11 protein-coding genes are annotated in these 24,868 nt (G+C 54.6%); 6 read left to right on the forward strand and 5 right to left on the reverse strand.

Annotated features, from left to right (window positions below):
- Positions 1 to 40: 40 nt before the first annotated feature.
- The 5 genes from KIS77_09860 to KIS77_09880 are packed head-to-tail and all read right to left on the reverse strand — an operon-like array spanning position 41 to position 16,392.
- Positions 41 to 7,711 carry an RHS repeat protein gene (locus tag KIS77_09860; GenBank protein MCW5922640.1) on the reverse strand — a complete coding sequence of 2,557 codons (7,671 nt, stop codon included), beginning with the start codon at positions 7,709 to 7,711 and terminating at the stop codon, positions 41 to 43.
- A gap of 5 nt (positions 7,712 to 7,716) precedes the next feature.
- Positions 7,717 to 8,472 (reverse strand): hypothetical protein, encoded by a 756-nt coding sequence (locus KIS77_09865; GenBank protein MCW5922641.1) that lies wholly within the window; start codon positions 8,470 to 8,472, stop codon positions 7,717 to 7,719.
- Between the two features lie 6 nt (positions 8,473 to 8,478).
- Positions 8,479 to 14,481, reverse strand: a complete 6,003-nt coding sequence (locus KIS77_09870; protein MCW5922642.1) for a hypothetical protein — start codon at positions 14,479 to 14,481, stop codon at positions 8,479 to 8,481.
- Positions 14,478 to 14,948, reverse strand: coding sequence for a hypothetical protein (locus tag KIS77_09875; GenBank protein ID MCW5922643.1), 471 nt, complete (start codon positions 14,946 to 14,948; stop codon positions 14,478 to 14,480). The genes KIS77_09870 and KIS77_09875 overlap by 4 nt, the downstream gene beginning before the upstream one ends.
- Entirely contained in the window at positions 14,935 to 16,392 is a 1,458-nt protein-coding gene (locus tag KIS77_09880) for a hypothetical protein (protein ID MCW5922644.1), read from the reverse strand. Before KIS77_09880 ends, KIS77_09875 begins: the two co-directional genes overlap by 14 nt.
- Before the next feature lie 273 nt (positions 16,393 to 16,665).
- Here KIS77_09880 and KIS77_09885 point away from each other — a divergent pair, with 273 nt between their 5' ends.
- The 6 genes from KIS77_09885 to KIS77_09910 all read left to right on the forward strand — a co-directional run bounded on the left by KIS77_09885 (position 16,666) and on the right by KIS77_09910 (position 24,826).
- Positions 16,666 to 17,256 carry a sigma-70 family RNA polymerase sigma factor gene (locus tag KIS77_09885; GenBank protein MCW5922645.1) on the forward strand — a complete coding sequence of 197 codons (591 nt, stop codon included), beginning with the start codon at positions 16,666 to 16,668 and terminating at the stop codon, positions 17,254 to 17,256.
- Between the two features lie 242 nt (positions 17,257 to 17,498).
- Entirely contained in the window at positions 17,499 to 18,371 is an 873-nt protein-coding gene (locus tag KIS77_09890; GenBank protein ID MCW5922646.1) for a hypothetical protein, read from the forward strand.
- A gap of 85 nt (positions 18,372 to 18,456) precedes the next feature.
- Complete coding sequence (locus KIS77_09895) at positions 18,457 to 21,273, forward strand: CHAT domain-containing protein (GenBank protein MCW5922647.1); 2,817 nt, start codon at positions 18,457 to 18,459, stop codon at positions 21,271 to 21,273.
- 34 nt (positions 21,274 to 21,307) lie between these two features.
- Positions 21,308 to 22,828 carry a deoxyribodipyrimidine photo-lyase gene (locus tag KIS77_09900; GenBank protein MCW5922648.1) on the forward strand — a complete coding sequence of 507 codons (1,521 nt, stop codon included), beginning with the start codon at positions 21,308 to 21,310 and terminating at the stop codon, positions 22,826 to 22,828.
- Positions 22,829 to 22,941: 113 nt separating this feature from the next.
- Positions 22,942 to 23,880: a DM13 domain-containing protein gene (locus tag KIS77_09905; protein ID MCW5922649.1), complete on the forward strand. Its 939-nt coding sequence runs from the start codon at positions 22,942 to 22,944 to the stop codon at positions 23,878 to 23,880.
- 85 nt (positions 23,881 to 23,965) lie between these two features.
- Entirely contained in the window at positions 23,966 to 24,826 is an 861-nt protein-coding gene (locus tag KIS77_09910; protein ID MCW5922650.1) for a hypothetical protein, read from the forward strand.
- Positions 24,827 to 24,868: the final 42 nt, after the last annotated feature.

The following is a 24,868-nucleotide window of genomic DNA, read 5'->3' on the forward strand; positions in this document are numbered from 1 at the left end:
ATCATTTTTATCCAAAATCACTCATAGGTTGACACTACCGTCATTTGTTTTCTGAACTGGCATTATCAGTTATTATGTTATGGGGAGTAGAAACACGTAAAGCATCGGCCATAGTAGCATACATTTTAATCTTCAAAGTTGATTTTGAATTGTTGCTTGACTTGTCCTGATGGCTAGTTGACTGCTCAGAATCATTTTCAGATTGTTTATTTGTAGCAATTTTATTTGCTGCTCCAGAAAAATAGTTCATTGCTTTGTCGACTACTTGTTCTGTTAATGGAGAGTTAGCAACATCTTCCATTGTATAATAATAGCCTCTGTCAACAGGCTTCATATTGTTTTTTTTCTTTATTTGATATGTGTCATATTTTGTTGACATTTTAAATTCTTTTAAAACAACGTCGGTTGCTTCATTGCTTGCAAATCCAAATGCCAAATCAATTGCAACATCATACCCATCCTTATTTACAAATGCAATTTTTAATCTCTCTTCTGATGAATTAGAGTTCGCAGGGATATAATCTATAGATGCTTTCAGTATTTCTCCTTTGACTACTACTTGAGTCAACTTTTTTGTCAAAGTATTATTTATGGAACTTGCTAATGATATTTCAGTTCCTGTTCCCATTGTCATTACTGTCACACCTCCAGTAATTAAAGCATCCCCCCAATCAATATTGCTAACTGCGACTTCCCATCCAGAATTCGGATCTATTGCATAATTTATTGAGGCTTGTATTCCCGCATCTACGATTACCGCTGCTACAAATGCATAAATAAGATATGGGATTACATCTCCATTAGGATCTTTATTGAATATAGGGTTGTTTAAATTGTTATTATAAGGTGACCAACCAATTGTATTGTCAGCGCGAGGATCAATGCTAAACCATCTGCCAAGCCTCGAATCATACTGTCGATAATGAGATGAATAATTGTTATCAATTGCAAATTCTCCGAGTTCTTTCTCCATCCCATTATACCCATACCGATACCCCCCTTCCGAAAACTCCCTTCCCGGCATCCCGCTCCCGAACGGATAATAATCCTGCGCCGTCCACATATCTGCGTCGTAGCCATCCACCTTTCCATCGCTGCCGAGGTCGTAGGGCAGTTTGCGGTCGCTCACGGTGGCCAGCACGTTGCCGAGGTGGTTGCCTAACTCGAAGTACTTGGCGCCGCGGCTGCGGTGGCTGTACTCGGTGTCGTTTTGGCGGTTTTGCATGTTCTTCAGCGCCGTGAGGAACGTGTCTATGCGCTCCTCACCGAGGCGGCTGCTGCCGTAGAGGTAGAGGGATTGCAGGCGGTAGTCCCTGCTTTTGAGCGGCGGGGTTTCCACGTTGGTGTAGGTGGCCATCACGTTGCCCGTGGCATCGAGGACGTAGTAGGTGTAGGTTTCCTTTTTGGTGGCCGTGTTGGTGATTTTTTTGATGACCCGCTTGCCGGTGGGGTCGTAACTGAAATCAATGCGCTCGGCGGCGGCAGTTTTCTGGATGTACTTCACCTTGCCTGCCACGTTCCAGTGGATGCGCAGGTTTTCGGACTTGTCCTCGGTCAGGTTGCCGATGGCGTCGTAGCGGTAGTTGCCGGGGCTTTGGTCGTCTATGTCGTCGGGGTAGTTGCCGGCGGGCACGGCATCGTCCACGTATTCGAGACGGTTGCGACCGGGGTAGTAGCGGTATTTGAAATCGTCCATGTCCAATGGCGTGCCGGTAGCGGCCACGGCTCTGCGAGACAGGGTTTTCAGGTTGCCGTTGGCATCGTAGGAGTAGGTCGTGGCGTAGGCAGCCGAGACCAGGGTGTTCCAGTTGTTGAGTTTTGCGTTCAGCCCGTCGTAAGCCTGCATGGAGGTGATGCGATTCAGTTGGTCGTAGGTGTAGGCATAGCCCAGCGGCTTGAAATTCGTATTGGCGCCGGCGGGCTCGCCGATGGCGGTAATCATGCTCTGGATGTTGCCGTTGAACAGGTCGCGCTGCGGGCGGTGGAAGGCCGTGCCCGCGTAGGCCGGCTCCCAGCCGAGAGCGGGCGGGGCGATGGGCTTGTAGTCGTCGGTGTAGTAGCGCAGCACATAGCCGAAAGCATCTTTGGCCGTCTTGTACAGGGAAGGCCCCGGCACGCCGTCGCGCCCGATGTCCACATTTTCGTTGAGGGCGCCGCTGTTCACGCCCTTTATCCAGCCGTGGAGGGTATAGGCGTAGTCGAGGCCCTGCACGCGATTTTGGCCCAATGCGGTGCGGGCCAGCGGGCCGTGGCGGTAGTAGTAATAGTCGGCATCGGCATCCCACACCCGGCCGTCGCGACTGGTGCGCACGGTGATGATGCGGTTGTCGGCATCATACTGGTAGCGGTGGATGAACTGGTCCGGCTCATTCGGTTGGTAGCGCACTTCCAGCACGTTGCCGCTGATGAGGTCATAGTCGTATTCCAGCCTTTTTGGGCCGAGGCCGTGCACGTCCTGTACCAACTGCGCCACGTTGCCGTGGATGTCGTACCGGTAGTAGGTGGAGTGCTTCACGGGGCTACCGTCCAGTTCGGAGTAGGTCACGGAGGCGATGCGGTCGCGGTAGTTGCGGTCGTCGCCGTTGAAAAACTGTGCGGCAATGCCCGGCAGGGGCTTGTCGTACTGGGTGCGGGTCACCTCGCGCTTGGTCTGCGCGGCGACCCAGTTTTTGAGTTGGGGTTCGTTTTTGGCCAAAGCCGGGGTCATGGGCGTGGCGGCGTTCAGGATTTCGCCGGTTTCGTAGGGCCGGTTGAGCGGGTCGTAGAGGGTGTAACTGTAGCGTTTGTGGAGTGCCTGCTCCGGGTTTTGCGACACCACGATGCGGCTGAGGTAGTCGTAGAAAAACTCGCTCGGCCCGTCGTGGTCGGGGATGGTCTGTTTGCGCAACTGGTTGAGGCTGTTGTATGTGTAGTCGCTCGCCATTTCGTGTTTGGGGTTGACGGGCGTTTTTACTTTTCGGCGCATGTAGTCAATGGCCACGCTGGTGGCAGCCGGCGACAGCGGTTTCACGCCTTCCGGCGGCACGGTTTTCAGGAGGTTGCCGGCCTGGTCGTAGTAGTAGAGCGTGAAATGGTGCAGGTCGTCGGTGTATTTTGCGGTAAAGGTTTCTGCTGCGGCCATGCAGTGGCGCACATAGCCGTTGCGGATGCCGGCGGCCAACGAGTCCAAGTATTGCTGCCATTCGTACTCGGCATTGGCGTAGGCGGCCAATATCTGGTATTCGAGGCAGGGGTTGGGCATGGGTATGGTGGGCAGGCTGTCGGGCCACACGCAGGGGTCGCAGAGGTTGGCGGGCGGTTTTTTATACACCATCACGCTTTGCTCGCGGGCATTCAGGCCGCCGGGGAGCGTCAGGCTGTCGTAAGTAAGCGTATAGTCCAACGGGTCGCAGGGGTAGCACGGTTTGGTGGGGTCGTGTGCAGCCACAACGCTGAGGTTGCCGGGAGGGTCTTGGACTGGGCTGACGGTTACAGGTTTGTTGCCGGGCTTTCGGCCTTTGTTGTCGGGTACTTGAGTAACCGGGGCGAGGCCGGGGCGGGTTTGCCCGGGCGGGCATTTGCCGCAGTAACTCAGGGGGAAACAGTGGCTTTTTACCCCGATGCTGACCGTGCCGTTTCCGTTCAGGAGGGCCACCTGCATGACGGCGTGGTAGGTGTAGCCGGTGGTAGGGTCGGTCTGGTTGTGGTCGGGTTTGAAGGCGAGCACCGGGCCGAGGCCTACGAGGGATAAGCCGGGCGGCAGGTCAAGTGTGAAGCGGCAATTGACCTGACTGCTCGACAGGGTGGCATCAAGGGTATTGCCCACGACCTTGCCGCTCCAGGTGACGGGGCTTTGGACGTTGGGCAGGGTGTTGAAGTAGGCCGCAAAACCCGGACTGAGGTAGTTGCTGTTCAGGGTCAGGGCCTTGTCCAGCATCTTTTGGCTGATGAGGGAGTTGAACAGGGTAGCCAGGTACTTGGCTTCCGAAGTGGTCGGGCAGGCGAGGCCAGGGTCGGTGCATTGTTCGATCCTGCAATCCGGTCGGAATCTCAGTTTTATCGGCTGCGCCTGTTTGGAACTGTTGAACAGCGTGGCGCCAGCAGTATGAAATGAACTGTCAATGCCTATGTATTTGATACAACTCAGGCTGTCGGCATTTCTCCAATCTACGGGGGAGCCGGCAGGAATTCTAAGGAATATCCAGCCGATAATGGCAGTTCCGCTGATTAACTGTACGTCCAAATTATTAATATTGGTTTGAAGCGCGGCTTTGAAATGCGTAACGGATGGTATGTTGCAGTTGCTGAATACCTTCAGCAAATCGGCCGTAAACGGAAGGGTCGGCAAGGGCGTATTTTGAGGCGAACCGGCTAAGTAAGGCTTGGTGTCTATTATCCAATTCACAAACTGTGTCAGCGCCTTGTTGCATGTGCACGTGTCGCAGTACTCCCCTGTCATGCCGCCTGCCCATGCCGCAAACTGCGGCAGCACCGTATTCGGGTCGCCGTAGGGGTCGAAGTCGAACGGCATGTCATAGATGCTGGGAAAGCGCTTGGCTTTGTTTTGGTACAGGTGGTAGGTGGTCCAATGGCAGGCTGTGGCAGGCGAAGTGTTGGAGTTGAATGGTCCGTTAAAAGCGACACTGCCTGCTCCGGTGCTGAACCAGTTGAAATTTTCAGCTCCGATGCAGCCGTTGTAGCCGCCCTTGTTGGAACAGGTGTTCACGGCGTAGAAAGTGCGGCTGCGGTACTGCAGTGCTTCTTTTTTCGCTAAATACAGCGCTCGAAAATGCCTCCACACCGAGTCTTGCAAAGACGCGGTAGGGTTAGCAATCCAATTGTTGGCATCGCCCAGGGCATGCGGCAGGTTCGCCGATTGAAGGGCGGTCCGCACCGCCACCTGCAGCATACTGTGCGCTGGTATATTCTGCGCAGTATTCTGGTAATAGACATTGATTGCCTGATCCATCAGCGACACCCAAGTCGGGCTTCCAGTGGTGCCGCCTCCAGTACTGGTAAAATACGGGTCTTTAGCCCGAAGCAATGTTGGATTGGCTATGTCGAAATACCCTTTTGTCTTGGCTTCGTTGTAGGTAGCCATCAGCGCCAGATCCACATCAAAATCAAACGACGGCATATCCTGCTCGCACCATTGCAGGTAGCAATACTCGGGGTGGAAAGGCAGCAGGGTATTGGCAAAAGAGGGTTGCCACCAGTCCTCCAAGAAGGTTTGCAAAGTCAGGCTTGTATGAGATACCGGATTTCCGGCAGCATCTTTGAATTGAACGACTTTCCCTTGCTCATCGAAGTAGGTGAGGCTTGAATTTTTCCAATGCGCACCGGCCTCCGGCAAGCGATTTTGGTCGTTAAACACCGACAACGGGTCATTGGACGAATAGGTCGCCCAATCCAAGTGAGCGTACTGCCCGCCGGGGCTTACATCGCCCAGCATGCCCTGTCGGGCAATTTCACAGCGGTTTAGCGGCTCCTCGTCGTCAGCGAGGTCGCAGGCGGAGGAGTCCACCTTGCTGAGGTGGGATTGCAGAATTTTGTCATAGACATCGCCGCACTCCTTTTTGAAGCGGTCTAAGTAATGCTGAACGTAAGCCTCGGTGGCTGCCGGGTTGACCTTCAGGGTTTTGGTCACGGTGTAGGAGCCGACGGGCAGGTCTTTCAGCGTAAACGAGTGGTTGTACGACGTGGGGCTTTTGGGGCAGGCGTCGTTGACGGCGATGCTCCCGTCCGCATTGAACTGCAGGAGATTGATCTGCTTGACCTCATGGTATTTGACGGTATTGCAGGAGTAGTTGTCAATGATTTTGACTTCGAAGTCATAGACGCAGTCGTAGCACAGTTTAGCGCCCTTGCACAGGGCCGCCTCGAAGGCCGGCCTCGATGCCGAGTAGTTGAACACATAGTCGCTGCGGGTAGTAACCGTAAAACTCCGGGAAGCGACAAGTTCGTTGGCCATAGAGTCGGCCTGGTTGAAGACCATCAGGTCTATGTCCATCTGGTACGGCTTGTAACTGTCAAGCGCATCCACGTTTTTGGGCGGGTTTCCGGCCAATGCGGTGGCAATGACCTTGCCTTTGAGGTCAAGGAAACTGACGCTGAGTTGGCCGTTGGGGTCTTGCACCACGTTTTTCTTGTAGTGGTTGGCATCGCCCACTTCCACACCGAAAAGCATGCTCAGTTCTTCCTGTACGGGCGTGCCGTAGTAATACACGGTCTCGTGGCCGCTGCCCAACTTGTGGTGCGGCCCTACGCCGCTCTGCCGGCGGATGCGGCCAGTATTGTCGGGGGTGTATTCGGTTTGTATGAAGGGGTAGCCCTCCGCATCGGGGAGGTAGGCGTTGTGGCCGGTTTTCTTGGGGTTGGCCGGTGAGTAGTAGTTGGATGCACCAGATGCGGCATGCATAGGGTCTGCCGATATTTCACACGGTCCTGACAAGTTGTATTTGGTAATGTCAAAGTGGTTCCTGTTGTACAGTTGTCCGGGCGCTTTCAGGTTGAAGTGCTTATAGTATTTGAGCGTCGGGTCGTTGGTGGGCACGGGCAACACCTGTATGGCAGGGCGGCCCTGGTGGTCGTATATCTGCTCCGCCGCCATCGCCTCTTGCTCGGTGCTCAGGCCTGTGATGGTTTGCCGGGCGCGGTAGGTACCGTCCATAAAACTGATGACCCGCTTGCTCTTGCCCTCTTCGGCGTAGGAGGCGACGACCTGCCAGTTGATTTTGTCCTGCTCGAAGGGTGCCGTAATGGTGAATTTATGCGGCCAGGCGGCCACGGTCGGGGCCTGGTCGGTAGTCCATCGGCCTGTCATGGGGTACAGAATGTCTTTGGCGGGGTCGTAGTCCATGCCGATGCCGCGCACCCGGTAGAGGATGTACCCGCTTTCAAACACCAAGGGAAAGGTGTATCGGGTTTCCGTGATGCGCACCCGGGTGGAGTTGCGGGCCAAATTGAAGTGCTTGTCCAGTTCCAGTTGCGCTGGCGGGATTTTGATGACCTGGTTGTTTGGGTCCCTGTCGTAGTCGTCCACATAAGCCCATTCTAAGTCATAGTACTCGGCGCCGGGCATGGGCTGCCATTTGATTTCCAATTCGTTGCCGGCGGTCAGGAGGTTCGGCGGCAAAAAGGTCGGCGTTGCCTGAAAATTGAAAGTCAGGTAACGCTCCACGGTCATCTCGGAGCGCAAGCCTACCACGGTGGACACCAACTGGCGTTGTGCAGGAGACAGGTTTGTCGGGCTTGGGGGATTGCCGTCGGTCAGGGTTACGGTCAGCACCCGGTGTTCCACCCTGCCGCAATTGACAAAGTGGTAGTTGGCTTTTTCTATCCATTCAGTTCGCTCCTTGGGGTTGTAGTTGATTTTCAGGGTAACTTTGTCCACTTTCGGAGCAGCCGCACCGAGTTCAAATTTTTTGATTTCAACCTCTACCTCCAGCGCGTACGGAAAACTGATATGCGTAGCAGCATCAGGGTTGAGGAACAGTTGCAGGGTGTTTCCAATTTTCCGCACTTGCTGACCCGAGGGGAAGGAATAGGTCGTGGCGTTGAAGTCCGGGTGGCTGTTGACCAAGGACTTTTGCACCGGCAAGATTCCGCTGCCCGATATAAATGACTTGCCGGACATGGTGACGGTTTGCACCGGGTCCACGCCTCCGAAGAGCGCACCCGCATGGAACAAGGGCAATACCCACAGGCCGTATTTGAAAAAAGCCGCTTTCATGTTGTTCAGTTTTGTACCGCCAATTCGCGGATGTTGTTGATGAACTCATAGTCCCGGTAGGCGGGAACGGGCGCCCAGTCTTCGCCTTTGCGGCGGACGTAGCCGTTCAGGTCGAGGCGTTCGCGGCCCTGCCCGTCGAAGGAAGTGTTCCGGTACTCGATTTCTATGCGGGGCTGCACGGGGTCGCCTTCGGCATCGGTTTCCAATACGATGCTGCGTCGGTATTTCAAGATGATTTTGGCCGGTTGGAAGGTCTGCTTGTCGTACCAAATTTCGGCTTGCTGCACTTCACCGTACTCCGTACTGACCAGCAAAACATCGTGCTGCTCGCTCGCGTAGCGAACTTCCACCTCGTCCGGGTTGGCTGTCCAGACTTCCAGCGGGTCTATCGGTGCAGCCGTAGGCGGCAGGGAAATGCGGTTAGCGAGCAACACCAATCGGTCGTCGTGGTCAATCGCAACCGTGTAATCCTTTGTGGTGAGGCTTTCAATAGCGGCCAACCGTGCGTAGCGCGTATCGCCGCTTTGGATGAAAATGCCGTGGTCAACCGAGTGGGGCGTGGCCGTCTGGTGATCGGCGTAGAGCGTATAGGTCAACTCGTGATATATGTAGGGATGCGTCGCGTAAAACGTCTGCAGGTTTTCCAGCACCGCCTTGGGGTCGGAAAGCGCGGGTTTGCTCGGCATTTGCGGGTGATCGCCCGCTGCCAAAAAGGCAAAGCCGAAGGTGAAGAGCGAAAGTTTGAATAGGATGGTGCGCATGGTATTTTATTTTTTTGGACTGCTGTAATTGGATTCCTGGATGGTCATGATGCCCCGTTCCGTTTCCTGCTTCATGCGGATGAGTTCGCCGGCCTGGTTGTATTCGTAGAATTTGGCGTAGCCGTTGGCATCCAACTCGGCGAGCAACTTCAGCGAGATGTCGTCGTACACATAGTTTTTCATGCTCCCGTTGAAGGGGAATATGCGGATGTCGTCGAAATAGACCGTTGTATTTTTGTCCAAAGCCGCCAGTTCGAGCCGAATGTGGGTATCGCCCTTGGCGATGTCAAACTCCCCTTCCACGCGCTGCCAGCCGTCAATGATGGGGCCTGCCGCCCGAAACAAGCCTGCTATTCCGCTGCTGGTAAACACCTCCATCTTGTGCTGATCGTAGAACCGCTTGCCCAATCCGTTGCCTTCCTTCACCCAGGCTGTCAGCACGTATTTGCCGGGGTCGGGGGAAAAAGACTGGATACACTCGCAATCGAACAAGACGAAGGGCGTGCGTGCCCGTTGGGCGGGGACGTCTGTTTTGCCGGGGCAATTCTCCCAAATTTCGTAGTTGATGGTAACTTCCTTGCTCGAACCAGGCACTTCCAGTGCGTACTTGCCGGAATGGCTGGTTTTGTTGGTAATTCTGACTTTATTAAACCCCTCTCCGAAATGACGCGGGATAGGGCAACCGGAGGGCAAGGCGGCATTGTAGTCGAAATCCTCAAAGCCCTCAAAAGCTATTTGCCGGTATCGGCTGTTGGCCGCCACGCCAGTGATGAGTTGGTGGTAGTAGCCGAGTATTTCTGCCGAATACAGCCCGAGCCGGTTTTGCGATTCCAGTTCGGTGCCATTGGAGTTGATCTGGGTGGTCAGCGCCGACCAAATCCAATCCTTGTCGTCTTTGCGCCATAGCGCGCCGGCGGCGGCACTTGTCGGTTTTTGCCAGAAAGAATTGAAGGCCGTGTAGGCGCCGTTGTCGCGGAGGTCAGTACTGGAGTTGTTGGATGCGCTGGATGGCAGCGGCTTCCTGTCGCGCTCCGTAAGGTAGAGCCAGGAGCGTTCGGGCCGCCATTCGCCGCGCACATTTCGCACGAAAGGATTGACGGGGATGTCTTTTCGGAAGCAATTGCTTGCTTCATCGTTTTTCGCCGGCCCACAGAAGGACTGCCAGTTTTCGCTGTACTCCACGGCTTCGGCGTGCAGCACCTTGGTGTCTTTATTGAGTACCAGTGTATTCCCCTTGATGGGATTTTCCATTGAGGTGATGCTGCCAATCTGCGTGGAGGGCATGTTGCGGTAGCCAGAGCGGGTGACTTTGATTTTGCCGGTGGGGGGAGTGAGCGGTTGACCGTTGATGTCTATCAAGTATAGTTGTTGGTTGGCTGTGTTGACGTGCAGCACCCAGGCTTTCGTCGTGCCGTTCAGGAGCACTTCGTCGCCGGGCAGAAAATAGTTGGCTGCGGTGGTCGAGGTCAACTTCCCCAAGCCATTCGACACCGGGTTGATGCTTGTTTCAAACCCGATGTTTTGGTAAGCCCCTTGCATGCCCTTGTAGGCAAAGTGTGCGGGCAGTTTGAGGTTATAAATCGGGTCTTTGAACTCGTTGTAGGTGCGCGTGAGCAAGACCTCGCCCGTTTCGGCATCCCAGGCCAAGTTTTCGGTGGCTATGCGCGAGCCGAGGTCTTCGGCCTCTACGCGTTCCAGTACGCCGCACTTGTGGATGAGTTTGGTGAAGGACACGGACTGGAATTGCTCTTCGCTTGCCTCATAGTCGGGCCAAGGCATTGGGATCATAACCGGAAGAATGCCTATCATATACCCATCCAAATTGAAAGCCACACCGGCCGACAGCGTGTTGGATTTGGAATGTCGGGCATCGCCGGCCAAGGAGTAATGGATACCCAACAGCCCCTTTTTGACGCTGCCGTCGGCATGTATGACGTCCACTTCGTTGTCTAATACTCCGGGCGATTTGGTTTTGTAGTAGTAATGCACCCCGGAGATTTTCTCACCGTTTTCATCAAATACTTCGCTCGACATGGGCTGCCCGTGCATATTGTTGGTCTCCATCAGGTAGCCCTGCGCGGCGTTCATGTGTTCTTTGAGTTTGATTTTGAACAAGGAGAAAATGGGACTTACCCGCTCCGGCAGGCGCTGCAGGTTGGTTCGGTTGGGCTTCACCGGGAAATCCTTGGCGGTGTAGTACTTCATCACGGTATGCCCTGTGGCGGTGCGCTTCACGTTGCCGTATTGCAGGTTGCGCACCGTTACCTTGCCGAATACCACTTGCGGCGCGGGCATAAAAACTTCGCCGAAAGGCTCTTCCACAAAATGCACGTTATCGGCAGCAAATCGGCGCTTTTCCTTGAGGACGTGCGGCTTCCGCCAAGGGTTTTCGTCGCCGCCGATGAGCGGTTCGTACGCGGCTACCCCGCTGCTGATGGTGTCTTTGCTGCCGTCCGAGCGGATGGTCTCGGTGGTGTAGTCGTACTCCTGGCCGTAACGGAAGCCGGCGTTGGGGTCGCCCGTCATTTTGTCCCAGTTGTCCTCGATGACGATTTGAGACACCATGCTGCCGCCGCCGAATTTCACACCGTTAGGCTCGTAGAGCCTTATCCAGGAACGCTTCAGGGAGATTTCTTTGGCATACCCGCGAGCAATCATGACGTTGTTGAAGCCATGCACCAAATCCACGAATTGTTTGCTCATGGCTGCCAGCGGCTTGAACAAGCCGAGGTCCAAACGAATAGAACTTTCGTCCACCGGGTCTTGATCATAAGCGATTTCCGGCAGGTTTTCGCGCATGTACTGGAGCGCAAACTTGGTGACGGGGTTGATGTTGTTGCCTATTGGATTTATATCATCTTTTACAGGAAGTGCCACGAGATTGACATACCCATAGTTGATGCCATTGTGTTTTTCGACTCCACAAGATGCAATTTGAGTATAGACCGATACATATTCCCATCGCTCATTGTTCAATGGGCCCGAGTTCATTTTTACCAAGCATTTTAAATAAATATGGTCGTCATTGAATTTGATGTCTCTCAGGTAGTCTCTTTTCAACTCGGCAGGAGTAATGTTCTGATTCTTAAGGAAAAAGAAGACCTTGAACGTGTTCTGGAATGGATTGGTCAAACTGTAAAGTTTGTCCCCGTTTACGCTGCCCACTCCGGCGATATTCATCATCTGCATGGCCGGCCTGTCCTGCACATAAGCGTAGTGCTTGGCTTTGTAATCCACCTTGATGGTACCGCCGGAGGGCAGGTCAATACGATTGAGCGACCAAGTGCCGGCGTTGGCGTTGGCCGTGTTTTCGTTCTGTTCGGAGTAAGGAAACTCGTCGCTGCCGAGCGGGTCATTTTTACCCGGATTGGCGCAATTGAGGTTCTGGTGAACTCCGGCTTTGTAGTAGCCCCAGCGGTCGTAGTCTTTGCTGCTGTACTTGGCGCCCTCGTTTTTGTACTGGAATCTGTACTCCGACAGTTTGCCTTTTTGCGAATGGCCGTAGGTAAAGTACAGGCCTCGCAGGGTCAATTTGCCGCCGTTGGGGTTGTCTTTTATGTCCTTCTTTGAATTGTCCGTGCCGGGGCAGAGTTTGTAGTCGTAGGTAAAATGAACTGTCTTGATAGGAGTCGCTTTGGTGCCGTTTTTAATCCGGTCGGGTTTGGCATACAGGACGATTTTATCCAATTTCTTGTTGAGGTTGTACGCCGCAAAGCCGCCGTTTTCATCTTTTACCCCGTAACTATCGAACCGTTCGCTGTAATGGAACTCGGCCACCATGGTTTTGGACTCGATGGAGTACACATAGAGTATCTCCTTTTGCCCATAAACATAAGTTCCCTTATCATCGTGGGCCTTGGAGTAGAAGCCGGGGTTGTAGTTAGCCCGTTGTTCCCCGAAAGGCAAGCGCCAGTGATAGACGGTGTCTTGGGTTACCGGGTTTCTCATCCGGGCATAGTTGATTTTGGTGTAAGAGCCGAAATCGTCTTCCGTAGGCCCATTTCCGGTGCGGTCTTCGTAGTCTTTCCCCAATACAGCCGTCAACAGATAGGAATGCGCGTAAGCCGGAGTAGTAACGGCGCTGAAATAGTTATCCTGTCCCTTCTTGTTCTTGGGGCTGTTGTCCCCGTCTTTAGCGCCATTATAGATCACTACGCCTTCGCTACAATTAACTCCAGATTGCGCTACACTGAACGTTACTTCTTTTTGCAAAATGTTGTAGGCGGGTATGCCATAGATGTAGCGCATGCCGCCGGGCTGAACCGCCTCAATCTGGGAGATGTGGTGCCCTTTGCGGTATTGGCCTTTGCGGGAAACGGACGTACGGCTGCCATTTGGAAATTCATACGTATTGATGCTCTTTTCGAGGCCGGATATGGCCGCTTCATCGGCGGTGAGGTAGGAAACGACCTGATTGCGGCGCTCGCGTTTTTTTCTTGTTACTGCTGTATTTTGAGGCGTTTTTACAGTGGTGCCTTTGTCGGTGACAAGAAAGTCCCGGGTTTCCACATTAAAAGATTTGGAGCCTTTTTTCAGCACGGCGGTTACCGGCTGGTCCTTGCCGATGTACTCGAAGTATTGGTCGTCCGACTCTACGGCCATTTCCCCGGCGGCCTTGTAATAGGCGCTTTCATAGCCTTCGCCGGCGTTGCCGACAAAGTTGTATTTGTTCAGCAAAAGGTTATTTTTACTCCATTTCTTCGATATGCTGTTGGTCATGTTAAATTTGATGTCGGCGCCACCGTGGGCCGTATTGCCGGTTCCAATTTCTATCCCAAGGCTACCGCCGCGCCCAATAGCATCGCTTTTGGCATCAAAAAACACGGGCACGTCGCTTCTTTTCAACTGAAAACTGCCACCGATGCCCTGTCCGTTGACGCTCAGCACGTCATAGCCCGGATTGACGATGGGCAGGTGAATGCTGTAATCCTGGAAGGCGCCGTCTTTTTCTCGATTGAAATCCATCAGAGCATTATCATTCTGATAGCCGTTTTGAGCATACAGCATACCGTAAGCCGCTTTATTCACCTTTTTGCTACGCAGTCCCTGTTCCGAGTAGTATCCAGAGATGTTCGGCGCACCATTAGAGCCAAAGAGTTCAATACCCATTGGTTTTACGTTGACCGACACGGAATAGTTGGCCTGTGGCATGGTGAATTCAGGCGTGAACGTATTACCGGCGAAATTGAAACTAGCCGAAGCGGAACTGCCTGCCGAGGCGTAATTTACATCCTTGTCACCTATCCGCTGGTCTTTTATGTTTTGAGAAAAATCGGCAGACATGTTGACGGATTTCAGGCCGTTCCTTGAATTTATTGCCGTAGAGAGACTTGCCGCCATACCGAAATTGGATATGTCTTTTATGTCCTCCATTTTTTTAGAATACCGCAGGCTTGGAGTGAAATTGGCGCCGCCTTGAGAGTTTATGTTGAACCCCAAACTGGCGGTCAAAGAGCCGGCTCCTTTATCGCCCGACGAGATGCCCGGCGACAATCCAAATTCATAACCGACGCCCCAATAATTGTTGTAAAATGCCCCCATCCTCAATCCCAAATTCAATTCGCTGTTTATCCCTTTCGCTGCATCAAGTCCGTATATTTCATAACTGAAGGCGAGTGAGGCACCGAAAGTTCTATTGGTTTTCAAGTTGTATTCTTTTTGAACGGCATCTTCCCCTCCATTAAAATCATCCGGCAGCGCCCGCACATTCCGGTTGATGACCCCGGGGTTGATCGTCCAGCCCAGTCCTACGCAGGAGGCCTCCATGTCGGAAGTGATTTCGGAATGGTAAGACAGGTTCAGCGGGTAGCCCCCGATGTCCATGAGCGGTATGTTGTAGGTGAATCCGCCGTCGGGTAGGTTCACCATCTCCGTGGTGCCGATAGGTTCAAATGCCTGAAACTCCGGCTGGGAAGGTCCCCCGGTAAGCGCATAGGCTGGCACTCCCGATACCACCTGGAGTACCATGATGGCCAATAAAATCCGGGCGTAAATGACTCGTTTTCTCATTGCAATTGTGTTTTAGGTTGAATGGTCGCCAATACCGTTTGGCCGGAATAGACCACGTCGCGGACAAGGAGTTCGTCGCCTTGGGCGACGGGATGATTGAAGGTCAGGATGAAATTCATGTACGGCAAATCCATGTACAGCCGCTCTGCATGGGCATCGTAGCACGGGATGGTATCTGCCCCGGACACTAAGAAAACATCCTCCCGGAATTGCGTCCGATAATAAGCAAGCCGTGCCTGATGCTCTTCCGGCGTGCTCAAGCCGTGCTTGAGTATGTCCGCACGGGTGTGGAGCAATTGCATGCGCAGCAACACCTGGCTAAACCCTGCCGGAGCGTCTTCAAAGTCCGCAAGAGCGATGAAATCCAGCACAGGTGCTCGTGCGGGTTCTGACTTGGCCGTGCAGCCTGCCATGGCAAGACCTAATGCTATACACAGGAGACCTACGCTGTTTTTAATCCTTTTCATGCGCGGTGCTTTTTCCAATTTTGAACCTGAGAAAATACCGCCGGTGCTGCTCGTCTTGCACTTCGAGGCGGTAATAGCCTACCGGCAGGCCGCGCAGGCTGAAGGCGACACGGCCCTGTTCGTCGGTCGTATGAAAAGCGCTGCGGTTGCCCGGCAACAGGTTCTCCACTTTCAGCACCTCTTCGTTTTTGGCATTGAATATACTGCCGCCTACCTTCCCTTGCAGGTAAAGGTTTTTGGGCAAATTGACCCGCAGTTGGCCTTTTGCTTCCACATAGTTGCCGGCATCCTTGGTCAGCAATTCGTAGTAATAAACAGACTCGTCGCCCCCCACCTGGAAGGTGGCATACAGGCTGTAGCAATCGCCGGGGCAGGGCTTCAATTTATTGTCGTCCACCGCCTGCACCCGCCACTTGTACGTCTGATCCGGCTCCAGTCGGACGCTCTGTGGCAAGGCAAGCAAGTTCTTCCGCTGCGTTTTTGTTTTGAGAATCAGGGAGTCCGCGCCTCGACCGGATTCCGCCACCTTGTACAACCACAGGTTGTAGTTCGCCTTGGCGGTCTCCGGCTTTTCCCGCTGCCACTGCAACACGAGCGAGTCTGCCTCCTCCGTACTAATGGTGGCACCGTCTTCCGGGTATTCGGGCACGGGCGGGGCTATTTTGACTTCATCAGGCCTGTCCTTCTTTCCTCCGAATATAATGCCCAGCCCTACCGTCACGCCTACGCTGTTGAAATGACACTTGCGCACTTCCGCCACCGTGGGCGCTGTGCGGAGGGCTTCGAGCAGCGCTTCGTTCGTCATGTTGGGGCTGAAATCGCCATCGAGGAAGCGATAGGCGTGGCGTACGTCCCGCACATGGCGAAAATTGCCCGAGAGTGACAGGTCAATGTTCCGCGCGAGCCCGATGTTCAACCGCCCGGCGGAAAGCAGCATGGGATTGAACTGTTTCGCAACGGCCTCATTATTAGTCTGGTATAGCGTAAACTCCTGAACGGGTGGCGTGCCGATATTGACCAATTGGCTGTAGTTCGGATAAGCGATTTGTGCAACGCCGGCTTTGGAAGACAACTCAAAATTGAGCCGCTTCGAGAGATTCAGTCTCAACACAGGCCCTAACCCGGCGGCTAATTGCCGCCAATATCCCTGCTCAATATCCGCCGTTTTCACAATGCTCAGGCCGGAGTTGCTTGCCGGGAGCAGGTCTTCATATTGGATGTTGTTTTTGTCCATGCCGCCGTAGAGGCCGAGGCCGAAATTGCCCCACATCAAGTCCAAGTGCCCACCAAATTGGTAACCCTTTGCCGCATACACGTTCTGCGACTTGAAATCGCCGAGCGGGTAGGACAGACCTGCCTCGGGCAGCAAGCGGAGGCTGGCTTTTTGGGCCACGGCCATGTTCAAGCAGGCAAACATTAGGCTGAAAAGAATGATATGTTTCATATTGCTTGGGTTAATACTACACCGTTTACCATTAGATAGAGTCGGCTTATAAGACGGAAAATAGGAGCGCAAGAAACAGTGCTACAAGGCAGTAAAATGCTTTCATAAAATGTCATTTTAGGTGAAAAAATCACTCATTCAAACAGGAAATCCCCGCATACCCCAAATTGTTACCCTACCCCCCCAACAGGTTACCGTCTCAAATAAAAATTTCTCGAAAAAAATTTTTCCCTTTGCACAGCGGTAACCACGCCACCACTTTTCCAACATAACATGCACAACCCCGACTTCGCACCGGAAGTCATCATCGCTGCACTCGTCAGCAACGCTCCCGCCCAGCGGGAAGCAGCCTTGCGAGCCTTGTTCGACAATGAGGGACTGCGCCGACTATGCAGCGCCCATGTGCGCAAGCACGGCGGCAACCGACAAGACGGCGAGGATGTGTTTCAGGAAGCACTCATCGTGCTCGACCGAAAACTCCGGCTGGGCGACTATCGGGGCGAGGGCAGCATCGAAGCCTACTTCATGGGCATCGTGCGCTGGCATTGGTACAACGAGCAGCAAAAAACCGGACGAAACAACACCCGATACATGGAAACACCGCCCGAGCCGCCACCCAGCGGCGACCCCGAACTGGCGTTCCTCCTTGACGAGCGCCGAGACCACTTGGAAAAACTGTTGGAACAGATGGCTAATAAATGCCGCAACCTTTTGAAACTGTATCAGTTGGATTACTCCATGGAGGAAATCGCCAACCAAATGGGCTACGCCAGTGGTGCCGTAGCCAAGAAGGAAGCGTTTTTGTGTCGGAAGCGATTCAAGGCACTGTTGGAGAAATGGTTTGTCGGAGAAATGGAGAGGTGACCAAAGGAGGCTCGCCAAGGCAATTGTTCAGATTGTCGCAAGTAAATCGGAACGCTGTTCCGATATATGCCGCAACAGCGTTCCGGCGCACAAAAGCGACAATGTGAAATTCCCTCCTTGTTCATTGAAAATTGGACATTCAATTTTGAAATTTTCAATGTTCAATGGCCAATTTTCAATGTTCAACGACTTATGAGACACCCGCTATTGTCATAATCACACCATCCACGCACAAGGTTATCATGCACGAACAACTACCAGACGAACACATCAAAAACTATCTGCAGGGGCGGCTCACCGCCCCTGAGCGGGCGGTTTTGGAGGCACTGGTCACTAGTGAACCTGACTTCGCCCGTCGCGTGAACTTGCTCCGTGTCGAGATGGCCGCCTCGGAGCTCCTCATCGCCGCCGATAGCCGCCAGTTGTTTCAAGCTTGGGCAAAACAAAAACGACGCGGAGCGGCAAACGGCAGCACGCTTGGCTGGAAAGTCGCTCTGGTCGTCGGTGCCCTATTTTTGGCCGTGTTGGTTTGGCTCCTTTTGCCTCCGGGCAATGCGCCCGCTCCACGAGCCGCCCCCATCACACCGGAATCACAAAAAAACACCCCTGTCATACCCGAAACACCCCAGCCACCACCGCCCGCACCCGCTTCGGAAAAACCCATAGCCAAGCGGCGTGCCCGCCCCGACTACCGCCTTTTGGCCATTCGCCACTTGGATGCTCCAAGCCCGTCTGCTTACCGGCGCGTTCCAGCCGAGGGCGTGTCGGATGCGATTGCCGAGGCGCAGGAGGCATACAGTGCCGGCGAATACCAACGGGCACTCGACCTGCTCGCACAAGCCGAGGGTGAACGCGCCCAGTCCGCCACATTTTTGGCCGCCCATGCCCTGTTCCGCCTGAACCGGTTTGACGAGGCCGCCGGAAGATTCAGCGCCCTCGCGGAGCAACGCAGCCGCCAGTACCGCTACGCCGCCGAATGGGGTCTGCTGCTGTGCCGATTGGCTGAAATGCCCGAACAAGAACCGGCCTTCCGGCAGCAACTTGATGCCCTGCTGGCCCAACCAGAGCACCCGTATTGGGAGCAGGCGCGAGAGCTGAAAGCAGCCATGCAATGAAGCGATGCTACGCACGACTTCCATACTTTGCCTAATAGTTGCTCTGAGCCTCCCAAGTTGGACGGTTGCCCAAACCGATTCTGATGTGCGGAACGACTCGCTTTTGGCAGAAGAGTTCCTTAACAATGCCCGACAGCACCACAATGCCCATCATTATGCGGAGGAAATAACCTCAGCGACCAAAGCAATTGACATTTTTACGCGCCTCTACGGCTCAGACCATCCCAAGACCGCCTTTGCCCGTATGTTCGTCGCCCGCGGATTGCGGGAACTCAACCGGGAGCAAGAGGCCCTCCACCTGTACTTTCAAAATTTGCCTGTTTTTGAAACCGCACGCGATACGTTGCGTCAAGCCATTTGCCACCACCAAATCGGTCTGACCCTTCGCAAGCAATATCGTTTTCGGGAAGTGCACCACCACGAGGAAAGAGCCTTGGAACTCCTGCGCCCCGACAGCGTCCGATTTGCGCGTGTCATGGCCGATGTACGGGTAGGTATCGGTTCGGCGCTGAATGCCGAAAAAAAATTCCACGCGGCCATTCCTCCATTGGAAAATGCCCGTGCAGTATATGCCGACCGACAAAACCACGAGGGTTTGGGCTACGCTGGCTATCATCTCGGAAATGCTTGGTTCGGGCTGCACGACTTCGCAAGAGCAAGAGAACAATATCTGTTTGCCTTGTCCAAACTGAAAAACCTGCTGAAGCCCGGCGACTCTTACTTCGCTGACCTGTATGTGAAAATCGGGTGGTGTTGCCAGCAAATGGAAGAATCCGAGACTGGCTTGCGCTATCTGCTGGAAGCCAAGGACATATACCTACGAGAAGGCGCAAAAGACCTCGACTATATCCAATTTCTACAAGACCTCGGCTCGTTTTACCTGCGCGAAAAACAACCTGAACTGGCCATTGAGCAACTCGAAGCCTGCGTCTCTGCCAATGAAAAATACTATAGCGGCAAGGATTTTCACCTCATCGGAACCTTGCAGGTATTGGCCGAGGCATACGTCTCGGCACATCGGTACGCACAAGCCGAAGTGTGCTACCGCCAAGTGTTGCGCATCATTGAAGAACATTTGGGCGGCAACTATGCCCAATTATTCCGCGTTTACACAAAATTGGCCGAGTTGTCCCTTGCGCAAGGCGATTGGAGCTCCTGTCTGCTACGCTGCGACACAGCATTTGCCGCCGCTGGTTACTCGTTGCAAACCCCATCGGAAGTGCTGCCGCGCGACCATTTCCGCGAACTTTGTCTATTGTACTCCCGAACGCAATATCGCGTCTGGGAGCAAACACGCGATATTGCCCTGTTGTCTCGGTCAGAGCACTTCGCCGCCCTTGCCGCCGAAACCCTCTTTCACGAAGTGGAGGAAATCACCGTCAACAGCTCCCGCGAAATTTTCTACGACCTCGACCACCCCGCATTGGAACATTGGCTCGACACGCGCTTAGCACTTTTTGTCGCCACTGGCGATGCCCGACATGCCGAAGTGGCCTTTCAAATTGCAGGCAAAAGCAAAGCCTTCCTGCTTGCCGAGGCGATGCGACAACTCGGTGCGCTTCGGTATGCTGGCATATCCGACACACTTATCCTCTCCGAGAGCAGCCTCCGGCAACGCATCGTCTTTGCTGAAAAAGAACTGGAAACATCCCGCTTTATGGCCGACGCACACCAAGACAGCAATCTGCTCTGGCTTAATAGCAACCTGACCGAGTGGCGACAGGAATATGATGCCTTGTTGCGCCAAATCGAGCGCGAGCACCCCGCCTACTTCCAACTTCGCAAATTGGGCCGCGACATTCCCAGCGACGAACTGCACCGCCGCACACTCGCCCCCGACCAAGCCCTCCTGCTCTTCAGCCAAACGGCCAACAACCTGCACCTTTTCGTGCGCACCCGCGACACGCTGCTCGTACACACGCTGCCAATGGATGCCTCACTAAACGATGCGCTGGAACAGGTGCAGCAATCCCTGAGCGCATACCACACCGCCGATATGCCCACCGATGCCCTTTACGACAGCAGCTTGGACCGTTATGTGGCTGCCGCACAAGAGGTGTACCAGCAACTTATAGCGCCCGTAGCCGCCGTGCTGCCCGAACGCATCGTACTCATCCCCGACGGCAAACTTTGGCACTTGCCGTTCGGGGCACTCCTGTCCGGCGCCCCTATGGATGCGGACAATTTTCGCACCTACCCGTTCTGGCTGCGCGAAAAGGCGCTTAGCTACTCCCTTTCGCCAAACCTACTGCTCGAAATCAAGCCACCACCTGTCAAAAAAGCAGAAAAAAAGTGGCTGGGCATTGCTCCATTTTCCCGGCAGCAAGACGCTCAAACCGCCGCAGCCAACCGCCGCTTCCATACCCTGCCCTATTCTGGCGAAGAGGTGCAAGCCATCGCCGCGCTCGTGAAAGGCGATACTTGGCTGGGCTCAGCCACCAGCCTGACCCGCTTCCGCAACGACGCGCCACGGTACACCATGCTCCATTTGGCCACGCACAGCCGAGCCGACGACCGTCAGGGAGACTTTTCATTCGTGGCCGCCTCATCGGACGGCGAACTGTTGTTGGCCAAAGATTTGTTCGCGTTGGCGCTGGCTGCCGACATGGTGGTGCTCTCGGCTTGCGAAGCGGGTGGGGGGCGACTCCTTCGAGGCGAGGGCATCATCGGCTTGGTGCGGGGGTTTCTGTATGCTGGCGCTCGCAGCGTGGTCGCCTCTCAATGGGTGGCACACGACAGAAGCACGGCCGACCTCATGGTTGACTTTTACCGCAATCTGCAACAAAGTATGACCAAGGATATGGCGCTGCGCAAGGCGCAAATCAATTTCGCACACCAACACCCAGCGCAAGCGCACCCGTTTTTCTGGGCGGGGTTTCGGGTGTATGGGCATACTCACTGAAAACCACTTCCCGTAGTGCATTGTTTCTCCCGCCATGTTGCCCGCTGTGAACATCGTCTGGCTGAAACGCGACCTGCGCCTGAGCGACCATGCACCGCTTCAAACGGCCATCGCCGAAAGGCTGCCCCTGCTGCTGCTCTACTGCTTCGAACCGTCGTGGATGCGCCATCCTGACAGCGACGTGCGGCACTGGCGATTCGTGTGGGAAAGCCTGCGCGACATGGAGGCGCGTTTAGCGCCGCGCGGGATCCCGCTGTATTGGCTGCACGGCGAGGTGCTGCCCGTGCTGGATGCGTTGCGCGACATCTTCGAGGTAAAAACAATTTTTTCGCACGAGGAAACAGGCAATCGGCTCACCTTCGACCGCGACTTGGCAGTAGCGGATTTTTGCAAAAAACACGGCATCGCGTGGCGCGAATTTCAGACAGGTGGTGTGGCACGACGGCTTTTTAACCGAAAAAATTGGGAGCAAAAATGGGTGGACACCATGAGCCAACCCTTCGCCGAACCGGATTTTTCGCAGTGGCAACCCGCCATTTTGCCCGACGATTTTTTGCAAAAATTCAGGGCAAACCCGCTGCCACCCGCCCTTTTTTCGCCCGAAAAACAAATGCAACCCGGCGGTGAAAATCCCGCCCGGCGCTACCTCGACAGTTTCCTCCACGAGCGCAAGTCACAGTATTTCAAACACATAGCAAAGCCGGAAGAGGCGCGGCGCAGTTGCAGCCGTACCTCGCCTTATCTGACTTGGGGCAACCTGAGCATGCGGCAGGTGTGGCAGGCGACCCGCGCGGCCACCGAGCACACGGGCGACCGCTACAACCTCGGCCAGTTCACGAGACGCCTGTTCTGGCACTGCCACTTCATCCAAAAATTCGAGGCCGAGTGCCGCATGGAGTTTGAAAACCTGAACCGGGGCTTCGACACCATCCGCACGGAAACCGACCCCGCGCTCGTGGCGGCCTGGCAGGAAGGCCGCACCGGATTTCCGCTCGTGGATGCTTGTATGCGCTGCGTGGCGGCGACGGGCTATCTCAATTTTCGGATGCGCTCCATGCTCGTTTCCTTCCTCACGCACCAACTTTGGCAACCCTGGCAAGCAGGTGTCCACCATTTGGCGCGGATGTTTCTGGACTACGAGCCGGGCATTCACTATTCGCAGTTTCAGATGCAGGCAGGCACGACGGGGGTGAACACGATTCGGATTTACAACCCCGTGAAACAGGCCGAAGAACACGACCCGGAGGCCGTTTTTATAAGAAAATGGCTGCCCGAACTGGCCGATTTGCCCGCGCCTTTCGCCCGCGAACCGTGGAAAGTGACGGCTTTGGAGGCGGCTTTTTACCAGTTCCGGCCCGGCCTCGATTACCCCGCGCCTGTCGTGGATTTGGAAAAAACCAGCGCCTTCGCCCGCGAAATGCTCTGGAAACACAAAAAAGACCCGCTTGTGAAAGCCGAAAACCAGCGCATCCTTCGCGTCCACACGAAGCGCAAGGATGCCAATGAGAGCAGCGTGATGGGTGATGCGAAGACAGTGCGGCGGTTGTCGGGGTAGGCTCTGTTTGTCCCCACCCCGACAAGTCACTTGCCTTTAGGCCCCGTCGCGCCACGTTTCTCCAATTTTGAAAGTTCTACCGTCGTCATTTTCAAAAACAAAAAACGACAGGTATGAACCATCGGAACAGACTCTTCCTCTCGCTTTTGGCAGTGCTTGCTTTGGGCGCTTGTGTCAAAACCGAAATCGTCCCAGAAATTTTGGAGCCAACGCTCCGTGTCGAACCCGCCGCCATTTCACTTTCCATCGGGCAGACCCGCCAGTTGTCTGGCACCTACATCAATGAATTGGGCGAAAACCAATCTGGGCTTGTGGAGTGGCGCTCTTCGGCCCCGGCGGTGGCTTCGGTCAGTACCGCGGGCTTTGTGACTGCTGTTGCCGCTGGTCAGGCATGGGCCGTCGCCACAGCCCCGGGCGGGTTGGCCGATTCTGTGCTTGTGACCGTCGCGGTCAACAACAATTCGGTGGCAAAAGTGGTCATCACGACTGCCCAGACCTCTCTCGGCGTGGGTGCCCATCTCCAACTGAGCGCCAAAGCCTACAATGCCGCGAACCAAGAGCTGCCCTCGCCCAACGTGAACTGGACGAGCGCCAACCTCGCGGTGCTGACCGTCAGCGCCAGCGGCATCGCCACTGGGAAAAGCGAGGGGATATCGGCAGTGACGGCTTCCGTCAACGGGGTGAAGAGCCTGCCCGTTACGTTCCAAGTGACACCTGCCGGAGGTGTTTCGCGCAGCGGCACTTTTTCGGGCAACATGGGGTATTCGGTGAAAGGAACGACCACCCTGCAACAAACAGGCGCGGGGCTTCGACTTTTGCTCGGCAGCGATTTCCAATCGTCCAACGGCCCACAGCTCGGCGTTTATTTGGCAAAAACAGCCTCCGGCTCGCTGAGCTCGCAAAACAGCCTGAAACTCGCCAACCTGCTCAGCAACAGCGGCGCACAAGAATACGCCGTGCCCGCAGGCGTGGGGCTTACTGATTTCAACTATGTGGTGATTTACTGCATCCCGTTCAACGTGCGTTTCGGCACGGCGCAGCTTGGAAATTAGGAAACCACGTTTACGAAACTTTGAAAGTTTCGTAAACGTCCCACCCGCCTTATCCTGTAAATCTTGTGAATCCTGTCAAAAAGACATGAAAAATAAAACTATCGCACTTGTCACATTCTTTTTGCTCGCCGCCGCGCCTATGTTTGCCAACGGCTGGCCGCAGCCCAAAGGTCACGGCTTTTTCAAACTTGATTTTTCGTTCATACGCGCTCGCAGTTATTTTGGCCCCGATGGCAACATTTACGACCTCAACGGCTCTCGCACTTTGCTGGGCAACTACACCACCGCTTTTTATGGCGAATATGGCCTTACGAACAAATTGACTGCCATCGGATACGTCCCGTTTTTGGTGCGCAACACAGTGAACGAAGGCGTGGGCGCGATTACGGGCGAGGTGCTGCAACCGGGCTTGGAAAACACGGCTTTTGGCGATGTTGACCTCGGTATTCGCTACGTTTTTTTGAAAAAAGGTAGTTTCGTGCTAAGCGGCTCGGCTTGGCTCGGCATCCCCAGCGGCGACTACACGAACCCTGACTTGCTCTACACGGGCGACGGCGAGTGGAGCCAACAACTCCGCGTCGAGTGGGGCTACGGCGCTGCTCGTTGGTACACCAATGGCTTCGCAGGCATCAATCATCGCACGAAAGGTTTTTCCGAAGAGTTTCGCTACCAAGTCGAGGCGGGTTATTGGCTGGTGCAGAGCAGGCTTTTGGCTTCGGCCAAACTCGCCGGGGTCAAGTCCTTTTTCAATGGCAACCCTGACGGCACCACGAACGGCCTTTTCGCCAATAATGTGGAGTATGTATCTCCACAGCTTGGCCTTGCTTGGGAGCATAAAGGGAAATGGGGGGTAAGCGCCCTTGTCGCTGGCGCGTTTGTCGGCACCAATGCATTGGCCGCGCCATCGGTGTCGGTGGGGCTGTATCGGAAGGTGGGAGGCTGGTGATGCGGCAATGGGTGTCCTAAGCGGGGCGCTTCGTGACCGTGT

The organism is Saprospiraceae bacterium (assembly GCA_026129545.1).
GTDB lineage: Bacteria > Bacteroidota > Bacteroidia > Chitinophagales > Saprospiraceae > M3007.

Excerpts from the sequence above, each read along its gene's own strand:
- KIS77_09880 (MCW5922644.1), bottom strand. The coding sequence starts at position 16,392 with ATGAAACATATCATTCTTTTCAGCCTAATGTTTGCCTGCTTGAACATG.
- KIS77_09900 (MCW5922648.1), top strand. The coding sequence starts at position 21,308 with ATGTTGCCCGCTGTGAACATCGTCTGGCTGAAACGCGACCTGCGCCTG.
- KIS77_09885 (MCW5922645.1), top strand. The coding sequence starts at position 16,666 with ATGCACAACCCCGACTTCGCACCGGAAGTCATCATCGCTGCACTCGTC.
- KIS77_09875 (MCW5922643.1), bottom strand. The coding sequence starts at position 14,948 with ATGAAAAGGATTAAAAACAGCGTAGGTCTCCTGTGTATAGCATTAGGT.
- KIS77_09905 (MCW5922649.1), top strand. The coding sequence starts at position 22,942 with ATGAACCATCGGAACAGACTCTTCCTCTCGCTTTTGGCAGTGCTTGCT.
- KIS77_09865 (MCW5922641.1), bottom strand. The coding sequence starts at position 8,472 with ATGCGCACCATCCTATTCAAACTTTCGCTCTTCACCTTCGGCTTTGCC.
- KIS77_09860 (MCW5922640.1), bottom strand. The coding sequence starts at position 7,711 with ATGAAAGCGGCTTTTTTCAAATACGGCCTGTGGGTATTGCCCTTGTTC.
- KIS77_09890 (MCW5922646.1), top strand. The coding sequence starts at position 17,499 with ATGCACGAACAACTACCAGACGAACACATCAAAAACTATCTGCAGGGG.
- KIS77_09910 (MCW5922650.1), top strand. The coding sequence starts at position 23,966 with ATGAAAAATAAAACTATCGCACTTGTCACATTCTTTTTGCTCGCCGCC.
- KIS77_09870 (MCW5922642.1), bottom strand. The coding sequence starts at position 14,481 with ATGAGAAAACGAGTCATTTACGCCCGGATTTTATTGGCCATCATGGTA.